Origin of the sequence: Gordoniibacillus kamchatkensis (assembly GCF_000829455.1) — a bacterium.
In the GTDB taxonomy this organism is placed as follows: Bacteria; Bacillota; Bacilli; order Paenibacillales; family NBRC-103111; genus Gordoniibacillus; species Gordoniibacillus kamchatkensis.
Map to the genome: position 1 here is coordinate 1 of NZ_JXAK01000027.1, position 17,514 is coordinate 17,514.

The 17,514-nt window shown below is 57.4% G+C and carries 15 protein-coding genes and 1 pseudogene; 14 read left to right on the forward strand and 2 right to left on the reverse strand.

All coding sequences use genetic code 11. The features are described 5' to 3' along the window. The 8 genes and pseudogenes from SD70_RS15900 to SD70_RS15945 form a co-directional block, all read left to right on the forward strand. Window positions 1-224, forward strand: a pseudogene (locus tag SD70_RS15900) (CCA tRNA nucleotidyltransferase); the annotation flags it as partial. A 698-nt stretch (window positions 225-922) separates the two neighbouring features. After that, window positions 923-1,891, forward strand: a complete 969-nt coding sequence (locus tag SD70_RS15915; protein ID WP_041048529.1) for a biotin--[acetyl-CoA-carboxylase] ligase — start codon at window positions 923-925, stop codon at window positions 1,889-1,891. A gap of 485 nt (window positions 1,892-2,376) precedes the next feature. Further along, window positions 2,377-3,237, forward strand: coding sequence for a 3-methyl-2-oxobutanoate hydroxymethyltransferase (gene panB, locus SD70_RS15920; RefSeq protein WP_041048530.1), 861 nt, complete (start codon window positions 2,377-2,379; stop codon window positions 3,235-3,237). Between the two features lie 71 nt (window positions 3,238-3,308). Further along, the gene (panC, locus tag SD70_RS15925; RefSeq protein ID WP_041048531.1) at window positions 3,309-4,190 is read left to right on the forward strand and encodes a pantoate--beta-alanine ligase; all 882 of its coding nucleotides are present in this window, start codon (window positions 3,309-3,311) and stop codon (window positions 4,188-4,190) included. A 22-nt stretch (window positions 4,191-4,212) separates the two neighbouring features. Continuing rightward, window positions 4,213-4,596 (forward strand): aspartate 1-decarboxylase, encoded by a 384-nt coding sequence (panD, locus tag SD70_RS15930; protein ID WP_041048532.1) that lies wholly within the window; start codon window positions 4,213-4,215, stop codon window positions 4,594-4,596. Window positions 4,597-4,947: 351 nt separating this feature from the next. Continuing rightward, window positions 4,948-5,571 (forward strand): tetratricopeptide repeat protein, encoded by a 624-nt coding sequence (locus tag SD70_RS15935; RefSeq protein ID WP_052487513.1) that lies wholly within the window; start codon window positions 4,948-4,950, stop codon window positions 5,569-5,571. 68 nt (window positions 5,572-5,639) lie between these two features. After that, complete coding sequence (gene dinG, locus SD70_RS15940; protein ID WP_041048533.1) at window positions 5,640-8,522, forward strand: ATP-dependent DNA helicase DinG; 2,883 nt, start codon at window positions 5,640-5,642, stop codon at window positions 8,520-8,522. After that, complete coding sequence (locus SD70_RS15945; protein WP_041048534.1) at window positions 8,519-9,139, forward strand: redox-sensing transcriptional repressor Rex; 621 nt, start codon at window positions 8,519-8,521, stop codon at window positions 9,137-9,139. The genes dinG and SD70_RS15945 overlap by 4 nt, the downstream gene beginning before the upstream one ends. Window positions 9,140-9,204: 65 nt before the next feature. Here the strand turns inward: SD70_RS15945 and SD70_RS15950 are convergent, their stop codons facing one another. Both SD70_RS15950 and SD70_RS15955 read right to left on the reverse strand, forming a co-directional pair. After that, complete coding sequence (locus SD70_RS15950) at window positions 9,205-10,212, reverse strand: inorganic phosphate transporter (RefSeq protein ID WP_041048535.1); 1,008 nt, start codon at window positions 10,210-10,212, stop codon at window positions 9,205-9,207. 17 nt (window positions 10,213-10,229) lie between these two features. Next, window positions 10,230-10,847: a DUF47 domain-containing protein gene (locus tag SD70_RS15955; RefSeq protein ID WP_041048589.1), complete on the reverse strand. Its 618-nt coding sequence runs from the start codon at window positions 10,845-10,847 to the stop codon at window positions 10,230-10,232. Between the two features lie 243 nt (window positions 10,848-11,090). On the opposite strand from SD70_RS15955, the gene SD70_RS15960 reads away from it, so the two are divergent. The 6 genes from SD70_RS15960 (at window position 11,091) to SD70_RS15985 (ending at window position 17,480) form a co-directional block, all read left to right on the forward strand. Beyond that, on the forward strand, window positions 11,091-12,395 hold the full coding sequence (locus tag SD70_RS15960; RefSeq protein ID WP_041048536.1) for an amidohydrolase: 1,305 nt from the start codon (window positions 11,091-11,093) through the stop codon (window positions 12,393-12,395). A 12-nt stretch (window positions 12,396-12,407) separates the two neighbouring features. Next, window positions 12,408-12,896 (forward strand): cell wall elongation regulator TseB-like domain-containing protein, encoded by a 489-nt coding sequence (locus SD70_RS15965; RefSeq protein WP_052487514.1) that lies wholly within the window; start codon window positions 12,408-12,410, stop codon window positions 12,894-12,896. 218 nt (window positions 12,897-13,114) lie between these two features. Continuing rightward, window positions 13,115-13,654 (forward strand): hypothetical protein, encoded by a 540-nt coding sequence (locus tag SD70_RS15970; RefSeq protein ID WP_041048538.1) that lies wholly within the window; start codon window positions 13,115-13,117, stop codon window positions 13,652-13,654. Then, window positions 13,647-15,158, forward strand: coding sequence for an AAA family ATPase (locus tag SD70_RS15975; RefSeq protein ID WP_041048539.1), 1,512 nt, complete (start codon window positions 13,647-13,649; stop codon window positions 15,156-15,158). The genes SD70_RS15970 and SD70_RS15975 overlap by 8 nt, the downstream gene beginning before the upstream one ends. Window positions 15,159-15,348: 190 nt before the next feature. Beyond that, window positions 15,349-16,221 carry a 3-hydroxyacyl-CoA dehydrogenase family protein gene (locus tag SD70_RS15980; RefSeq protein WP_041048541.1) on the forward strand — a complete coding sequence of 291 codons (873 nt, stop codon included), beginning with the start codon at window positions 15,349-15,351 and terminating at the stop codon, window positions 16,219-16,221. Continuing rightward, complete coding sequence (locus tag SD70_RS15985; protein WP_052487516.1) at window positions 16,218-17,480, forward strand: acetate/propionate family kinase; 1,263 nt, start codon at window positions 16,218-16,220, stop codon at window positions 17,478-17,480. Before SD70_RS15980 ends, SD70_RS15985 begins: the two co-directional genes overlap by 4 nt. Window positions 17,481-17,514: the final 34 nt, after the last annotated feature.

The following is a 17,514-nucleotide window of genomic DNA, read 5'->3' on the forward strand; positions in this document are numbered from 1 at the left end:
GCGGCGAGGCGTGGCTCGCCGCGATGCCGGCGACGAGCCTCGGCGAGCTCGCCGTCAGCGGCAGCGACGTGCTGGCGGCGCTCGGCGAGCGGGGCGGCCCGTGGCTCGGTGAGCTGCTGCAGGCGCTGCTCGAACGCGTCGCTCTCGGCGAGACGCCAAACGAACCTGGCGCCCTGCTCGCCGCCGCAAAGCGGCTGCGCGCTGCTGCGCACAAAGGGAGCTAGTCGAGATCGGATGACCGCTGCTTAGCCCTGCTGCAATTGCGTTTTGCTCATCTGGAGCTCCGGGAACGTTATTTTGGAGCGCTCTACTTGCTTTGGCAGCAACTAGAGCAGGCCAAATTTCGAAAACGCCAGATTCTCGTGCCAGAATTGCGCTACATACACTTGCACTCCTCCGATTAGATTGAGGAGCCGCTGCAATTGCGTTTTCGGCAACAGCCGGCCCTTGGTACCGTTCTTACTATGCCCCTGCTCAGGGGCGTGCATTGCGCATAAATCGTACAACAAAACAAAGCCAACCGCAGGCGCACCACTTGCCCCTACCCCCGCGAAGTCATAGCGGAACGATATTCCGTTATTTTCAAAAATGCGGATGGCTGCGAGATATTAACGGAACATCGTTCCGCTAATTGGCTCGTTTGTCGGCTAATCGGCGCTTCTGGCACGTTATTGCGAGCAAATAACGGATTGCTGTTCCGCTAATTTCGGGAAATAATGGGAAATGCCGACGATAACGGAAATACGTTCCGCTATGTTGTCTTTGTCCTAGACAACCAACAGCACAAGCTACAGCACAAGCAACAGCACAAGCAACAGAGCAAGCAACAGCACAACCAACAGCACAAGCAACAGCACAACCAACAGCACAAGCTACAGCAATACCCCAAATGCCATAGCACGTTACAGGGAGGAATCCCAGCTTGAAGGAACAGATTATCCGCATCATGGAACAACACCGCGGCTCGTTCGTTTCCGGAGAGGAGCTGAGCCGGCGGCTGGACGTATCGCGCACGGCGGTGTGGAAGCACATCGCGGCGCTGCGCGAAGACGGCTACGAGTTCGAAGCGGTTCCGAAACGCGGCTACAGACTCGTCCAAGTCCCGGAGCGCCTGAGGCCGGAGCGCATTCGGGAGCTGCTGCGGACAACAACGCTCGGGCATACGCTGCACGTGTACGACACGCTCGATTCCACCCAGACGAAGGCGCACGAGCTTGTCGCGCAAGGGGCGCAGGAAGGAACGCTGGTGATCGCCGACAGGCAAACGGCAGGCCGCGGACGAATGGGGAGAGTATGGCATTCGCCGCCGGGGGCGGGCATCTATATGAGCCTGATCCTGAAGCCGCGCATTCCGCTCCAGTTCACGCCGCAGCTGACCTTGCTCGCCGCGGTGGCGCTGTGCCGCGCCATTGTGCGCATTGCTCGCGTGCCGGTCGGCATCAAGTGGCCGAACGATCTGCTCATCGGCGGCAAAAAAATTTGCGGCATTTTGCTCGAATCGAGCGCCGAGGACGAGCGGTTGCGGTACATCGTCGCCGGAATGGGCATTGGCGTCAACCTTCTGCCGGACGATTACCCGCCGGAGCTGCGGAGCATCGCAACGTCGCTGGCGATCGAAGCCGGGCACCGTTTTGAACGCGAAGTTCTGATTGCAGCTGTGCTGGAAGAGTTTGAAGCTTTGTACAAGCTGTATGACGAGCAAGGCTTCGGGCCGATACGTTCGCTTTGGGAGGCCAACAGCGCTTCGTTAAACCGTCCGGTGCGGGTGCGTACAGCCCAGGGAGAACTGGAAGGGATCGCGGAATCGCTGGACGACAGCGGCGGATTGAACGTTCGGCTCGCCGACGGAACGATGACGAAAATTTTCTCCGGCGAAGTTGAGCTCAGGTAGCGGCATCAGCCGCGGCAGCAGGCGGCTTGCGAAGCGGAACATGCGAATTGAAGCCTAAGAGACGACTTTTTTAATCCCGGATCATTCGCCGCAGTGGAATCAAGGAATGCGGCTTTAACGGATGCCGGAGGCCCCAATTCCGATGCGCAGCGCAGTCCCACCGCCGGCTGCCCGCTGATGCCTGGGACCGAACAGCGATCACCAAATCAAGGGTTTTGAGTATATCTTTTTGTTCTGCTATCTGCTATAATCGAGCTAACGAGGCGGTATCTTCTGGAACTGCACTCGAAGCTCGTCGATAATTCGCAAAACTGCATAACGTAGTACTAAGCAAGATTGTCGGATTCTGCTCAGAGCCGTGAGGACCGAGACAGAAAGGGTCATCTGTTTTTCTGTTTTTATGACCTTCGCTGCCCTTTCGGCCCAGAGCCGGAAGGGCATTTTTGCATGAAACCCCCAATATGAACAGGAAGCTGGGATGCGTCATGGAAGGGAAAAAACCGGTCACAGTCTCGAAATTGCGCAAGATGAAGCAGGACGGGCAACCGATCGCTATGGTCACCGCTTACGACTATCCGTCGGCGAAGCTGGCGGAGGAAGCGGGGAGCGACATTATTCTCGTCGGCGATTCGCTCGGCAACGTCGTACTCGGGTACGATACGACTGTCCCCGTGACGCTCGACGACATGCTGCATCATACGAAGGCGGTGACTCGCGGGGCGAAGGCAACGTTCGTCGTCGCCGATATGCCGTTCCTGACGTATCACGGCAGCATCGACGCTACGCTCGGGAACGCCGCGCGGCTCATGCAGGAAGGGCTCGCTCACGCGCTGAAGCTGGAAGGCGGGGCCGAGATCGCGCAGACGGTGCGAACGCTGACGCAAGCCGGCATTCCGGTGATGGGTCATCTCGGACTCACGCCGCAATCCGTACACCAGATCGGCGGCTACAAAATCCAGGGCAAAACGTCCGAACAAGCGCAAAAGCTGCTCCAGGACGCTCTGGCGCTTGAGCAAGCGGGGGCATTTGCGATCGTGCTAGAGCTGATCACGGCCGAGCTGGCGGAATGGATCACGTCGCAGCTCGCCGTACCGACAATCGGCATCGGCTCCGGCGCGGGGTGCGACGGACAAGTTCTGGTCTATCACGACTTGCTGCGTTATGACAGCGGGGCGCCCGCCAAAAAGTTCGTTCAGACGTATGCGAACATCGGGGATACGATCCGCGGCGGCATCGCCCAATACGTCCAGGATGTGAAAGAACGCAAATTCCCGCTGCCGAAGCACGCATTTGCGGCCGACGGCGAGCTGTTGACGTCGTTGTACGGCGGAGGCGTAAAAATATAATGACGCAACCTTCCAGTTTTACGGACCGGCTGCCCGCCACGAGTTTATACGGCCAAGGAGCACCAAGCGCAATGGAAATCATCGAAACGATCGCGGAGCTGCGCAAGCGCCTGGGCGCGCGCCGCGGGCAAGGACATACCGTCGGCTTCGTGCCGACGATGGGCTATTTGCACGAAGGGCACCGCAGCTTGATGGAGCGGGCTCGGACGGAGAACGATACGGTCGTCCTGAGCATTTTCGTCAATCCGCTGCAATTTGGTCCGAATGAAGATTTCGACCGGTATCCGCGCGACAAAGAGCGCGACGTGGCCGTCGCCGAGCAGGCCGGTGTCGACTTCATCTTTATGCCAACAGTAAGCGAAATGTATCCGCAGCCGGTCAACGCCCGCGTCACGGTCACAGGCGACGTGACGACGAAGCTCGACGCCGTATCCCGCCCGGGCCATTTCGACGGCGTGGCGACCGTCGTGAGCAAGCTGTTTCACATCGTCCAACCGGACCGCGCTTATTTTGGCATGAAGGATGCGCAGCAAGTCGCAGTTATTCGGCAAATGGTCGACGACCTGAATATGAATGTCACGATTGTGCCTTGCGAGACAGAGCGCGAGGAAGACGGACTTGCCAAAAGCTCCCGCAACGTTTATTTGTCCCCCGAAGAGCGGGCGCAGGCGGTCGTGCTGTCGCAGGCGCTGGCCAAGGCAAAAAAATACGCGCTTAGCCAATCGTCCGTCACGATTTCCGAGCTCAAATCGCTGCTTGTCAATCATATCTCAACTGCGCCGCTGGCCCGCATCGATTATGCCGAGGCGCTGACGTATCCCGGCTTCCGCGAAATCCATACGTGGTATCCTGAGCTAGGTACAGAGCTGATCATTGCTTTAGCCGTCAAATTCGGCAATACGCGCCTTATCGATAACGTCATTTTATCCGGCAACCAGCCATTCATCCGCTAATCCGAAGGAAGTGACATTCTCCATGTTCCGCACGATGATGAAAGCGAAGCTGCACCGCGCAACGGTGACGGAAGCAAACTTGAATTACATTGGAAGCATTACGATTGATCAGGATCTGCTGGAGCTCGTCGATATGCTGCCGAACGAAAAGGTGCAAATCGTCAACAACAACAATGGCGCCCGTCTGGAAACGTATATCATTCCCGGCCCGCGCGGCTCCGGCGTCATTTGCCTGAACGGCGCCGCGGCGCGGCTCGTCCAGACCGGCGATACGGTCATCATCGTTTCGTACGCAACGATGACCGACGAAGAGGCGCGGCGCCACAAGCCGACTGTAGCCATTATGGGCGAAGGTAACAAAGTGGTCCAGCTGCTGAAGGAAGAAGAGCCGGCAACCATATTGTGAAGATGAAGGTTCCAAGCCGCGGCGTAAGCGCGGCTGGAACCTTTTTTTGCTCCAGCGGGAAGCCTGTTATGGCTGGTTTCATGTCAGAAAACGACAGACCGAAGCAATAACGGCGAGCTCCGTGCTGTGCGTCTCGAAGCCAGCTTAACGCAAGTAAACGCGCACGCCCCAAAGTACGGCGGAAGCCGTTTAATCCTTACATGCATGAAATAAAGCCGCGGGGCACACAATGAGAACAACGAATACCGCCGGAGGAGCGCAGATTCGGATGTTTCGGACAGCCGCTCGCGGGACGGTTCGTCATCTCCACACAGCCATCGAACGAATACGCCACTTGTGGGAGGAATGCCCGTGTTCAAGCATTTGTTCTCCACGATGAACGAGGTTCTCGATCACGTTGCGAAGCATTATCCGACGGCGACAAGTACGCAAAAGGCGGAGCTTGACGAGCAATTGCACGTACTCAAGGCGATGAGCGACGAATGTATCGAATCGTGGCTCTTGTTCGAGGAGAAGCTGGGAGCCGTTCTCAAGCCTCAAGCCGATCCGTCCAAATGGCTTCACGACAACTTGCTCCAGCTGGGCCCTCCGCCCAAACAGACCGAGCAATTCGCGCGGGGGCAAGGCTATTACAAGCTGCTCATGTACGACAAGGCGATTGCCGAATTCGAGGATTTGGTGAAGCGCGAGCCCGATTTTTTGCTGGCCCGCGTCTACTTGGCGATGGCGTACTTGCGCAGCGGGGAAACCGCGGACGCTTACCGGCATTTTCAGTTTTTGCTGCCGCTCACCGAAAATAACAAGATGAAGGCCATTTCGTACAATGTGATGGGCTGCATTCAGATGCAAAATCAGAACGTGGAGATCGCCTGCCACTATTTCAAAAAAGCGTTCGACAGCTCGCCCGAATGTCTCGAACCGCTGCTTACCTCGCTTCAGCCGCCTCCTCTTTCGGGAGAAACGCCCCGCGAATAACTTGCTATTCCCTTTTTGGAAACAAATTTGGTATGCTAAGGGGAGCAAGTTGGGGAGAGGATGGAGTCATGAAGTTCGCGGTACTCGATTTCGAAACGACAGGAAGCGGGCAGACCGATGAAATTATTCAAGTCGGGCTCGTCATTATAAACGATTTTCAAATCACAGACAGGTATACCTCCTTGGTGGACCCGGGGATTCGTATACCTTCTTCTATTACAGCGCTGACGGGCATTACCGACGATATGGTCAAGGACGCGCCGTCGCTTCATCAAGTCATCACCGAGATGCAGCCGCTGCTGGCTGACGCGGTACTCGTCGCGCATAACGTCGCCTTTGACTTCGGCTTTCTGCAGCGGGCGCTTGCCCGCACCGGCTACCGACCGTTCGGCGGCCGGGTGCTCGATACGTTGGAAGCGCTGCGCTTCTTGTTTCCGTCGCTCGCCAGCCTGCAGCTGTCGATGGTGGCGGACGCGTTCGGCGTCGCGCACGAGCGGCCTCATCAGGCGGACAGCGATGCCGAGGTGACCGCGGAAATATGGCTCATCTGCCTACACAAGCTGCTGTCGCTGCCGCTGCTTACCGTTCAGCGGTTAAGCTATTTGTTTCAGGCGTACCCGAGCTCCGACATCGGATGGCTGCTGCAGGAGGTTGCTGCGTTCAAGGAGCAGCAAACGGGCATCGATATGGACGCAGACCGCTATTTCCGGCAATTTACGCTCGCTGTGGACAACTGGGACACGGAAGAGAGTGTTCGCGACGAAATCGAAGTGATGCGGCTCAGCAACAATTTTGAGCAGTTTTACGCCGAGTTCAAGGAAACGTTGCAAACGAAATTCGAGGTTTACGAAAACCGTGCGGCCCAAGAGGAAATGATCCGCGAAGTCGAGGAAGCGCTGCAGCAAGACAAGCACCTGATGATCGAAGCCGGCACCGGAACCGGCAAGTCGCTCGGCTATTTGATTCCAGCGATCTATTTCGGCTTGAAGCAGGATCGTAAAGTGGTCGTCAGCACGCATACAATCAACTTGCAGGAGCAGCTGCGAGACCGCGACATTCCGCTCCTGCAGGAGCTGTTTCCCGCCAAATTCCGGGCGGCGGTGCTGAAGGGGCGAAGCCATTACTTGTGCTTGCGCAAGTTCGAGCACAAAATGAACGCGCAAGATTTCGACAATACGAAAGAGGACGTACTGACCGCCGCGCAAATGATCGTGTGGCTCGGCGAAACGGGCCGCGGCGACGAGGAGGAGCTTCACCTGGCGCAGCGCGGCGGCTCCTTTTGGCATTCCGTTGCGAGCGATACCGATTCGTGCTTGAACCGGGCGTGCCCGTGGTTTAAAAAGTGCTTCTATCACCGCGCCCGCCACGAAGCGAATATCGCCGACTTGATTATTACGAATCATTCGCTGCTGTTCACCGATATGAAAGCCGAGAACCGGCTTCTGCCCGCCTACAAACATCTCGTCATCGACGAAGCGCACCATTTTGAAGAGGTGGCCAGCAAGCATCTCGGCGTCGAGACGCCTTATTTCGGCTTTGCCGGAACGCTGCAGCGGCTTTATAAAGATGCCCGCAGCGGCCAGCTGCCGTCGCTGCAGTTCCGGCTGCAGCAGCATGACGGCGACGAGCGGGCGGGAGCGTGGCTGGAGACGGCCGAGACGCTTGGTACGCGGGCAATGGAGGCGCGCGAGCAGTGGGATGTGCTGTGCGAAAAGCTGTACGGCATCGTGTCGGCGGCCAGCCTCGATCCGTCGGCGACGGAAACCGGGCAATATGTGCTCAGGATGAAGCCCGAGTCGCTGCCGCCGGTTTGGAACGAGCTGCTCGTGCAGGAGGACAATCTGTATTTGAACGTGACGGAGATCGTCAAGCCGCTGGAAAAGCTCGTCGGCGAGCTGAAGGAGCTGCAGGACGAATACGAGGTGCAAAGTCTCGTCACCGACTTGAACGGCTCGTTGAAGGATCTTATTCGTTACCGGGATTCGCTGCGGTTTTTCATGCGCATGCCGGACCCCGAATACGTGTACTGGATGGAAGCGGGGGCTTACTTGAAAAGCCGCTCGCTGACGCTCGTCAGCGTCCCGCACGACGTCAGCCCGCTGCTGCAGGAGCACTTTTTCGATACAAAGGATAGCATCGTGCTTACGTCGGCGACGCTCTCCGTTGACAAGTCGTTCGATTACATGCGCGAGCAGCTCGGATTGGCGGCCTCCTTCGAAGCGGAGAACGGCCCGGAGAAGCTGAAGACGGTACAGCTGCCGTCGCCGTTCAATTATCGCAAACAAGCGCTTGTCGTCATTCCGCGCGATTTCCCAGGCATCAAGGGCGGCACGGCGGGCGAGGCAGCGTTTGTTGCCGCTTTGCTGGACTCGCTCTACGAAGTGGCGCTTGTCACCAAAGGGCGAATGCTGGTGCTGTTTACTTCGTCGCGCATGCTGAAGCAGGTGCACGGTCCGCTTAAGGAACGGCTGCAGCCGCACGACATCGGGGTGCTGGGCCAAGGCGTAGATAGCGGCAACCGCAGCAAGCTGCTGCGCCAGTTCCAGGATAGCCGCGCCAGCGTACTGCTTGGCACAAGCTCGTTCTGGGAAGGGGTCGACATTCCGGGCGATGCGCTCACTTGCCTCGCCATTGTCCGGCTTCCGTTCCAACCTCCGAACCATCCGCTGGCCGAAGCGAAAAGCGAGATTATTAAGAAAAGCAATCAGAATCCGTTCATGAAGCTGTCGGTGCCGCAAGCGGTGATCCGTTTCAAGCAAGGCTTCGGCCGCCTTGTCCGGCGCGCGTCGGACAGGGGGACGGTCATCATCTACGATACGCGGGTGATCGAGACCAATTACGGCAAATATTTCTTGTATTCGCTGCCGGGGCCGAAGATCGAGCATATGCCGGCGAAGCAAATGACGGCGCGCATACAGCAGTGGCTGGAGATGGAGGGGGAGCCGGGGTGAAAACCGAGAAAATATCCGAAGCCGTCGTCCGGCGGCTGCCGATTTATTTGCGCTATTTGAACAGCCTGGCGATGAAAAACGTGATGACCGTGTCGTCGCAAGAGCTCGGCCAGAAGCTCGATTTAAATCCGGCGCAAATCCGCAAAGATTTGGCTTACTTCGGCGAATTCGGGAAGAAGGGGATCGGCTACGACGTCGGCTACCTGATCGAGAAAATCAGGCAAATTTTGAAGCTGGACCGGCACATACCGGTCGCTCTCGTCGGTGCCGGCAATCTCGGCAGGGCACTTTGCAACTACAACATTTATTTGCGCGAAGAGATGAAGATCGTCGCCGTATTCGACGCTTCCCCGGGCAAGTGGGGCGAAACGATGGGCAACTTGACGGTGCAGCCGATGAGCGAGCTGGCCGAAACGATTCGCCGCCTCGGCGTCCGCATCGGCATCATTACGGTGCCGGCGATGGAAGCGCAAAACGTCGCCAACAGCTTCGTAGCGGCCGGCATCGAGGCGGTGCTCAATTTCGCGCCGGTCATTATCAAAGTGCCGAACGAAGTGCGGGTGCATCACGCCGATTTTACGGCCGAGCTGCAAAGCTTGGCGTATTATTTGGACTGAGTCCGTACAAATAAAAAGCGCGCTCCGGCCAAGTTGCCGGAACGCGCTTTTTTGTACGTAAATTTTCACACCCAGCTGAATAATGCCCAGTAAATCGCATAGGAAAGTACGATGCTGATCGGAATCGTGATGACCCACGTAATGATCATCCGTTTGACCGTGCCCAATTTGACGTCGTAGGGCCGCAGCGCGCTACCCGTGCCGAGTACGGCCGAGGAGATGACATGAGTTGTCGACAGCGGCATGCCCATGGCAGTCGAAGTCTGTATGACAATCGAAGACGTCAGGTCCGAAGCGAAGCCGTTGATCGGCTCGATCCGCACGAGATTGCGGCTTACTGTTTTGATGATGCGCCAGCCGCCGATCGAGGTGCCGAGCCCCATCGCGATGGCGGCGGCTACTTTAACCCACATCGGGATGTGCTGAGTGTCGGATTGAATGCCGGTGGAAACGAGAGCGAACACGATGATGCCCATCGCCTTCTGCGCGTCGTTGCCGCCGTGCGAGAACGACAGCAGTCCGGCGGACAAAATTTGCAGCGAGCGAAACATCCGGTTCAATTTGGTGCGCGACGAATTGCCGGTAGCTAGTACTACAAATTTGATGAGATGCATAATGACAAATCCGACTGCGAAAGCGATGATCGGGGACAGGATCAAAATCTCGACAATTTGCACGAAGCCGTGCCAGTTGACAGCCCCTGCGCCTGCTCCCGCCATGACCGCGCCGGCAAGCGAGCCGATCAGCGTATGCGACGAAGACGACGGGATGCCGAAATACCAAGTGATTAAATTCCAGGCGATGGCGCTGATCAGCGCGGCGATGACGATCCAACCGCCGTGCGATAGCTTGGCCGGGTCGGCGATTTTGCCGCCGATCGTCTTGGCCACCTCGGAGGAAACGACAGCACCGACGAAGTTCAGCGTGGCGGCTAACAATACCGCTACTTTAGGCGACAGGGCGCGGGTCGAAATCGAGGTCGCGATCGCGTTGGCCGTATCGTGGAAACCGTTGATGAAATCGAAAGCGAGTGCCAATAGTACTATAAGGATAAGAGTAGTCGTTATCGTCATGGTTTCCCCCGCACCGATCAAGAATAGCGCAGAACGACGCCGTCCAGTATGTCCGCCACATCTTCGCAGGCGTCAGTCGTCTGCTCCATTCGCTCATACAGCTCTTTCAGCTTGAAGTCCGTGTACGGATCGCGCTGGTTCAGGAAAATGTCGCGGATGCCTTCGCGCATCAGGCGGTCGCCTTCGTTTTCAAGCGCGTTGATTTGCACCGTATGCTGCGAAATTTGCATATATTTCTTTTTCGACAGCAGCTTGAAAGCGTCCAAAATGTGCTGGCAGGACGAGACAAATACGGCCGAGAAATCTTTCATGTACTGGTCGGTGACGTGAACGTTCAAATAATCGAACCTCGCGAGCGTCGCTTCGATGCCGTCGATGACGTTGTCCAGCTTGGAAGCAAGGGCCATAATGTCTTCCCGTTCCAGCGGGGTGATGAACATCTGGTTCAGCCCTTTAAAAATGCGGTGCGTAATTTGGTCCCCCTTGCTCTCGAGCTCTTTCATCGCTTGAAAGTGGTCCGCCGGAGGCGTGTCGCCCATCATCGCCGTCCGAAACAGGTGAGCTCCTTCCAAGGCGTTCTCGGCGCCTTGTATGAGCAGCGACATAAAATCGGTTTCTCCCTTGTTCATGAACATTTTCACGGGTTTCGTTCCTCCACTATGTAAGTCCCTAATTAATAATTCCTTAACCATTTAACGACGAATGTGTCGAATTATCAAGTGAAATCTATGCGAAAGTTCAACTTTTGTCAAAGGACCGGTGCATAACGTTAGCTTGCCCTGCGAATATGCAGCGTATGACGCGCCTTGATTTTCGCCATGTTCCATTGTACATTGAAAGATGCAAGCATTTATGCCACCGGAAGGAAACATTTCATTATGAGCATAAGCAAAACTTTGATTCGGAACGCAATTTTCGTTACCGCCGACGCCGAGAACAGCATCGTTCGCGGCTGCATGGCCATTGAAGGCGACCGCATCGCTTTTTTGGGGGAGACCCCGCCTCACCCGATCGAGCAATACGACAGGGTCATCGATGGCAGCGGCAAGCTGTACTTGCCGGGGCTGGTCAATACCCACTGCCATGCCGCAATGTCGCTGCTGCGCGGCTATGGCGACGACCTGGCTCTGCAAATATGGCTGGAGCAAAAAATGTGGCCGATGGAAGCCAAGTTCACCTCGGAGGACGTCTACTGGGGAACAAGCTTATCGGTGCTTGAAATGATCAAAAGCGGCACGACGTCGTTCGTCGATATGTACGATCATATGGATCAGGTCGCCGAGGTCGTCCGCCAATCCGGCATACGCGGCGTTTTGACGCGCGGCGTCATCGGCCTCTGCCCGCCGGACGTGCAGGAGCGCAAGCTGCAGGAAGCGATCCGCTTCGCCCGCGACTGGCACGGACAAGCCGATGGCCGCATCACGACGATGATGGCCCCGCACGCCCCGTATACGTGCCCGCCGGACTACATCGAGCGCTTCGTGCAGGCGGCGCACGATTTGAACTTGCCGATTCATACGCATATGTCGGAGACGGCGCGCGAAGTGGAGGCGAACGTCGAGCAATACGGCCTGCGGCCGGTAGCCCATCTGGAGAAGCTTGGCGTGTTCACAAGGCCGACGCTGGTCGCGCACGGCGTCCATTTGACCGACGAAGAGATTGCCACGCTAGCGAAATACGATGTTCGCGTTTCGCACAACCCCGGCAGCAACTTGAAACTGGCGAGCGGTGTGGCGCGGGTCATCGACCTGATGCGGGCCGGAGTCAAAGTGTCGCTCGGCACCGATAGCTCGGCAAGCAACAATAATCTCGACATGTTTGAAGAGATGCAGCTGGCCGCGCTTATCCATAAAGGAGTGTCGGGCGATCCGGTAGCGGTGCCGGCGCGTACGGCCCTGCGCATGGGAACGGCTGCCGGCGCGGAATCGATATGGCTGGACGGCGTCGGAACGCTTGCCGCCGGGAATAAGGCGGATTTCATCGCCCTCGACATCGATCAGCCGCATTTCTTCCCGCGCACCGATCTGATCTCGCACATTGTTTATTCCGCCGGCGGCCAAGACGTCGCGGACGTATGCGTGAACGGCAGCTGGGTGATGGAAAACCGGGTGTGCCTGACGCTTGACGAGGAGCGAATCAAACGGGAATTCGCGGCGCGTTTCGAAGGTTTGCTGGCCAGGTAAGGAGTGGGGCTAATGGGCAGACGGATAGCGTTTTTCGCTTTGTTTGCGGCTGTGACGCTTGTCATCTTGCTGAGCCGCTTCTACTATGGCGTGCAGCACGATCACTGGCTGGAACTCGATCAGGCGAAAACCGCCGCGTCGAAAGAGGCAGGACTCGTGCAGATTGACAACGTGCAGTCGTTTAACGGCGACGCCGCTTACACGATTGTGACAGGCACAGACGCCCAGCACGAAAAGCTCATCGTATGGCTCGGGCCCAGCGGCACGCACATTGAGAAAGCCTCAGCGGGCATAAGCCCCGATGAGGCGCGCAATATGCTGCTGAAGAGGGCGCCCGACGCCGAAGTGCTGAGAGTCGTTCCCGCCAAGCTTCACGACGATTATGTATGGGAGCTGTTTTACCGTCGTCCGGAGCCGTCTGGTGCGAAACGATACTATTACGATTATGTGAAATTCGCCGACGGCGCTCACATCGACACATACAGGCTCAGTCTCCAATAGGAGGCCGGGCTTTTTTCTTGTATCAGGAACAATTTGCCGCGCCTCTACGCGGGCTGCTCTGCTCCGGTAAACGCGCATGTTCTGGCGGCCCTTCCACTCATTACATCCCCAATCGGTATATACGATGTGATATACTTTGCATATAGCATTTCCGATCCGATTAACGATAATCCGTCATTTTTATCATAAATTTTACACCCAGAAAGGGGGACGTTGCTGTGAGACTGCGTCTCTTACCGATAGCAATAAGCGTCGCCGTATCGTCCGTAATCTTGTTCGGCGGTTGGTTCGGCTATCATAGTTATGCGATGGAAAATCCGCTCATGAACATCGTGCAAGGCGTTCCCGGCGTGAAGGACGTTCAGATGAATCTGAAAACCGACGAAGTGGACGTCAGCCTGAAGCTCGATCCGAAGGCCGGTTCCTCGCTGCGCCAAGTATATCAGGCAATCGAAACGCAAGGCGCCGCGATTGTCGGCAAGCGCGAAGTGAAAGTGAACGTGACGAACGTTTCTTCCGAAGCGCTGGAGCGCTGGTGGTCGTCGGCGTTGTTCGATGTCGCCCAGGCGATGGAGACGAAGCAATACGCTTCCATACCGAAAGTGCTGGAGCAGCACAAATCCGAGCTGGCGGGACTGTCCGTGTCTACGGAAATGGACGACCAGAACGTGTACGTGCAAATGACGCAAGGCGACAAGAGCAAGTACGTCATTTTGCCGCGCACCGGCGAGAAAATGGTGGTGTGGCAAAATGGGTAAATTCGGCAAAGAAATCGCCATCGGCGTCATTCCGGTATTGATCGCTTTCCTGCTCTTTATAGGCGTTAACGTCGTGCCGATTATTTTGATGACGGTCGTCGGCGTGTCGCTCTTTTTCATGACGCGCGCCCGCGGCGGCTTCGGCATCGGCGGAGGCGGCTCGAGCGGCGGGAGCAAATCGAAGGCGAAAGCACCTACGTACTTGACGTTCGACCAGATCGGCGGCCAAGACCGGGCCAAAAAAGAGCTGATCGAGGCGCTCGATTTTATCGTGAAGCGGGATCAGATCGAGAAGCTCGGCATCCGGCCGCTCAAAGGGATGCTGCTGACGGGGCCTCCGGGCACGGGCAAGACGCTCATGGCCAAAGCCGCGGCGCATTATACGAATTCCGTCTTCCTGGCGGCGTCGGGCTCCGAATTCGTGGAGATGTATGTCGGCGTCGGCGCAAGCCGCGTCCGCGATTTGTTCCGCGAAGCGCGCCAAAAGGCGGCGAAAGAAGGCAGGGACAGCGCGATCATCTTCATCGACGAGATCGACGTGATCGGCGGCAAGCGCGACGGCGGCCAGCACCGCGAATACGACCAGACGCTGAACCAGCTGCTGACGGAGATGGACGGCATTCATACGTCCGATTCGCCGCGCATTTTGCTCATGGCGGCGACGAACCGCAAAGAGCTGCTGGACAGCGCTCTGCTGCGTCCGGGGCGTTTTGACCGCCACATCGAAGTCGACTTGCCGGACAAAAAGGGCCGCCTGTCGATTCTGAACATTCATGCGAAAAACAAGCCGCTCGCCGCAGACGTCAATCTCGAGCAAGTGGCGGAGCAAACGTTCGGTTTCTCCGGCGCCCATCTCGAGAGCGTCTTGAACGAGGCGGCGATATACGCCTTGCGCCACGAGGACGAGGAAATCGCCCAGAAGCATTTGTCGCTGGCCATCGACAAAGTGATGATGGGCGAAAAGACCGACCGTGAAACGAACAACGAGGAGCGCAATCGCGTCGCTTACCATGAGCTCGGCCACGCCATAGCGGCGGAGCTGCTGCGTCCCGCCTCGGTGTCGCAAGTGTCGCTCAGCCCGCGCGGCAAAGCGCTCGGCTTCGTGCGCCACAATCCGCAGCAGGACCAATATTTGTACACGAAGGAATATTTGGAGCAGCAAATCATGATCGCTCTCGCCGGTTCGGCTGCGGAGGAAATGTTTTACGGCAGCCGCTCGACCGGTTCGCGCAACGACTTCGAGCAGGCGATCAGCCTCGTGCACACGATGATGGATTGCGGCTTGACGTCGCTCGGCATTATCGACCGCGGCATGGTGACGAAGGAAGAGCTGATGAAGGAGAACGCGGCGATTCTCGAGGAGCTGACAAGCCGGACGCGGGCTTTGCTGGAGCAATATCGTTCGGTGTTCGAGCAATCGCTCGATATTTTGATCAAGGAAGAAGTGCTGTCGGGCGCCCAGTTCCGCAGCCTGCTCGAACAGACGAAAGAACGGATCGCTTAAGAGTATCGGATCGGCCAAAAGGGAAGGCAGCACCGCACAGCAGCGGGGCTGCCTTTTTCTGCATGAGCAATTGTGGCGATTTGGCGAAAGGTGTCGCAGCGATTGGGCAATCTAATGAAACATGATTTGAAAACGTGCTATGATGACTGTATGCAGACATTCTAATGACTTTGGAGAGGAAGTCGCGTACATGCAGGTGAAACGAATCGGCGTCGTCGGCGGCGGCACAATGGGGCAAAGCATCGCCGAAATGCTGGCGAGCCAGGGGCTTGACGTCGTGCTCGTGGAAAAGACACAGGAGAAGCTTGACCACGCCTGGGAGATGATCAACTACGCGCTCGATAAGCGGCTCGAGAAATGGGCCATTACCGAGGCGGAGAAAAAAGTGCTCCTGGCGAAAATACATAGAACGCTCGATATTGGCGAAACGGCCAGCTGCCAGCTCGTCATCGAAACGATTCACGAGGATATGGAGGCAAAGAAGGAAGTATTTCGCGAGCTCGACCGCATATGTCCGCCGCCGGCCATTCTCGCCAGCAACACGTCGACGCTCAGTTTAACCGAGCTGGCCGAAACGACGCGGGCGCCGGAGCGGGTCATCGGGCTGCATTTTATATATCCGGTGTCGAAAATCCAGCTGGTGGAAATCATTCGCGCGGTGAAAACGTCGGAAGAAACTTATGCCGGGACGCGCCGCTTCGTCGAGGAGACGATTCAGAAAAAGGGGATTCTCGTTTACGAATCGCCGGGCTACGTGACGACGCGGCTCATCTGCACGCTGATCAACGAGGCGATGCATACGCTGGCGGAGCGGGTCGCCTCCGCCGAAGATATCGATGCCGCGATGCGGATCGGCTACAGCTTCGGCTACGGGCCGCTCGAGCTTGCCGACAGATTCGGGCTCGACTCGGTGCTCGCGGCGCTCGACCGGATGTTTCACGAATTCGGCGACATCAAATACCGGCCGTCGTTTTTGCTGAAGCAGATGGTGCGCGCCGGCAGGCTCGGCACGAAGACGGGCGAAGGCTTTTTCCGCTACGACAAGGACGGTGACCGGGTGTGAACGTGCTCGTTATCAATGCAGGGAGCTCCTCGCTGAAATATCAGCTGTACGACATGCGGGACGAGTCGGTGCTCGCGAAAGGCAAGGTCGAGCGCATCGGAATGGATACCGCCATCCTCACCCACGAGCCGGCGGCCAAGCCGGAAGTGCGCGAGGTGAGCGAAATTCTCGAGCATACGGCGGCGATCCGCAAAGTGCTTGGCATGCTGACGCATCCGCAGCACGGCGTGCTGGAGCGGATCAGTGACATCGGCGCCGTCGGCCATCGCGTCGTGCACGGAGGCGAGACGTTTTCCGGCTCCGTCATCGTGGACGAAGAGGTCAAGCGCGAAATCAGGCGTCTGTTCGATTTGGCGCCGCTCCACAATCCGGCGCACATGCTCGGCATTCAGGCGGTGGAGGCGAACTTGCCGGACGTGCCGCAGGTCGTCGTGTTCGACACGGCGTTTCATCAGACGATGCCGGCCCGGGCGTTTTTGTACGCGATTCCGATGGTGCTGTACCGCCGCCACAAAATACGGCGCTACGGCTTTCACGGCACGTCGCACGCGTATGTGAGCGAACGCGCGGCGGCTTTTCTCGGCAAGCCGTACGACCAGCTCAAAATCGTCACTTGCCATATCGGCAACGGGGCAAGCTGCACGGCGGTGCTGAACGGCAAATCGATCGATACGAGCATGGGCATGACGCCGTTGGAAGGGCTCATGATGGGGACGCGCAGCGGCGATATCGACCCTGCGGTCGTCCCGTACATTATGGCCAAAGAGGAGCTTTCGGTTGGGGAAGTCAGTTCGATGCTGAACAAGCATAGCGGCCTGATCGCCATATCCGGCATATCGAGCGATGTGCGCGAAGTAACGGAGGCGATGGAGAAAGGCGACCGGATCGCCGGCTTTGCTTTCGAAATGTACTGCTACCGCATTCGCAAATATATCGGCGCTTATGCTGCGGCCATGAACGGCATCGACGCGCTCGTATTTACGGCCGGCGTCGGGGAAAATTCGGCGCCGGTGCGGGAGGTGGTTTGCCGCGAGCTCACATTTCTCGGCGTTGAGCTGGACGAAGAGCGGAACCGGACGGGGCATGGCAAGGAACGGCTCATTTCGAAGGACGGCTCGAAGGTGGATGTGCTCGTTATTCCGACGAACGAAGAATGGGTCATCGCCCGGGATACGTACGCCTTAGTGAGCGGGGGCCAAGTGCCAGCAGCGGATGCTGCCGCGGAAAAGTTGCCGTGGCGCCAGCCTTTAGATTCATGACGGCCGCCGTCAAATGGTGTACAATAGGAACGTT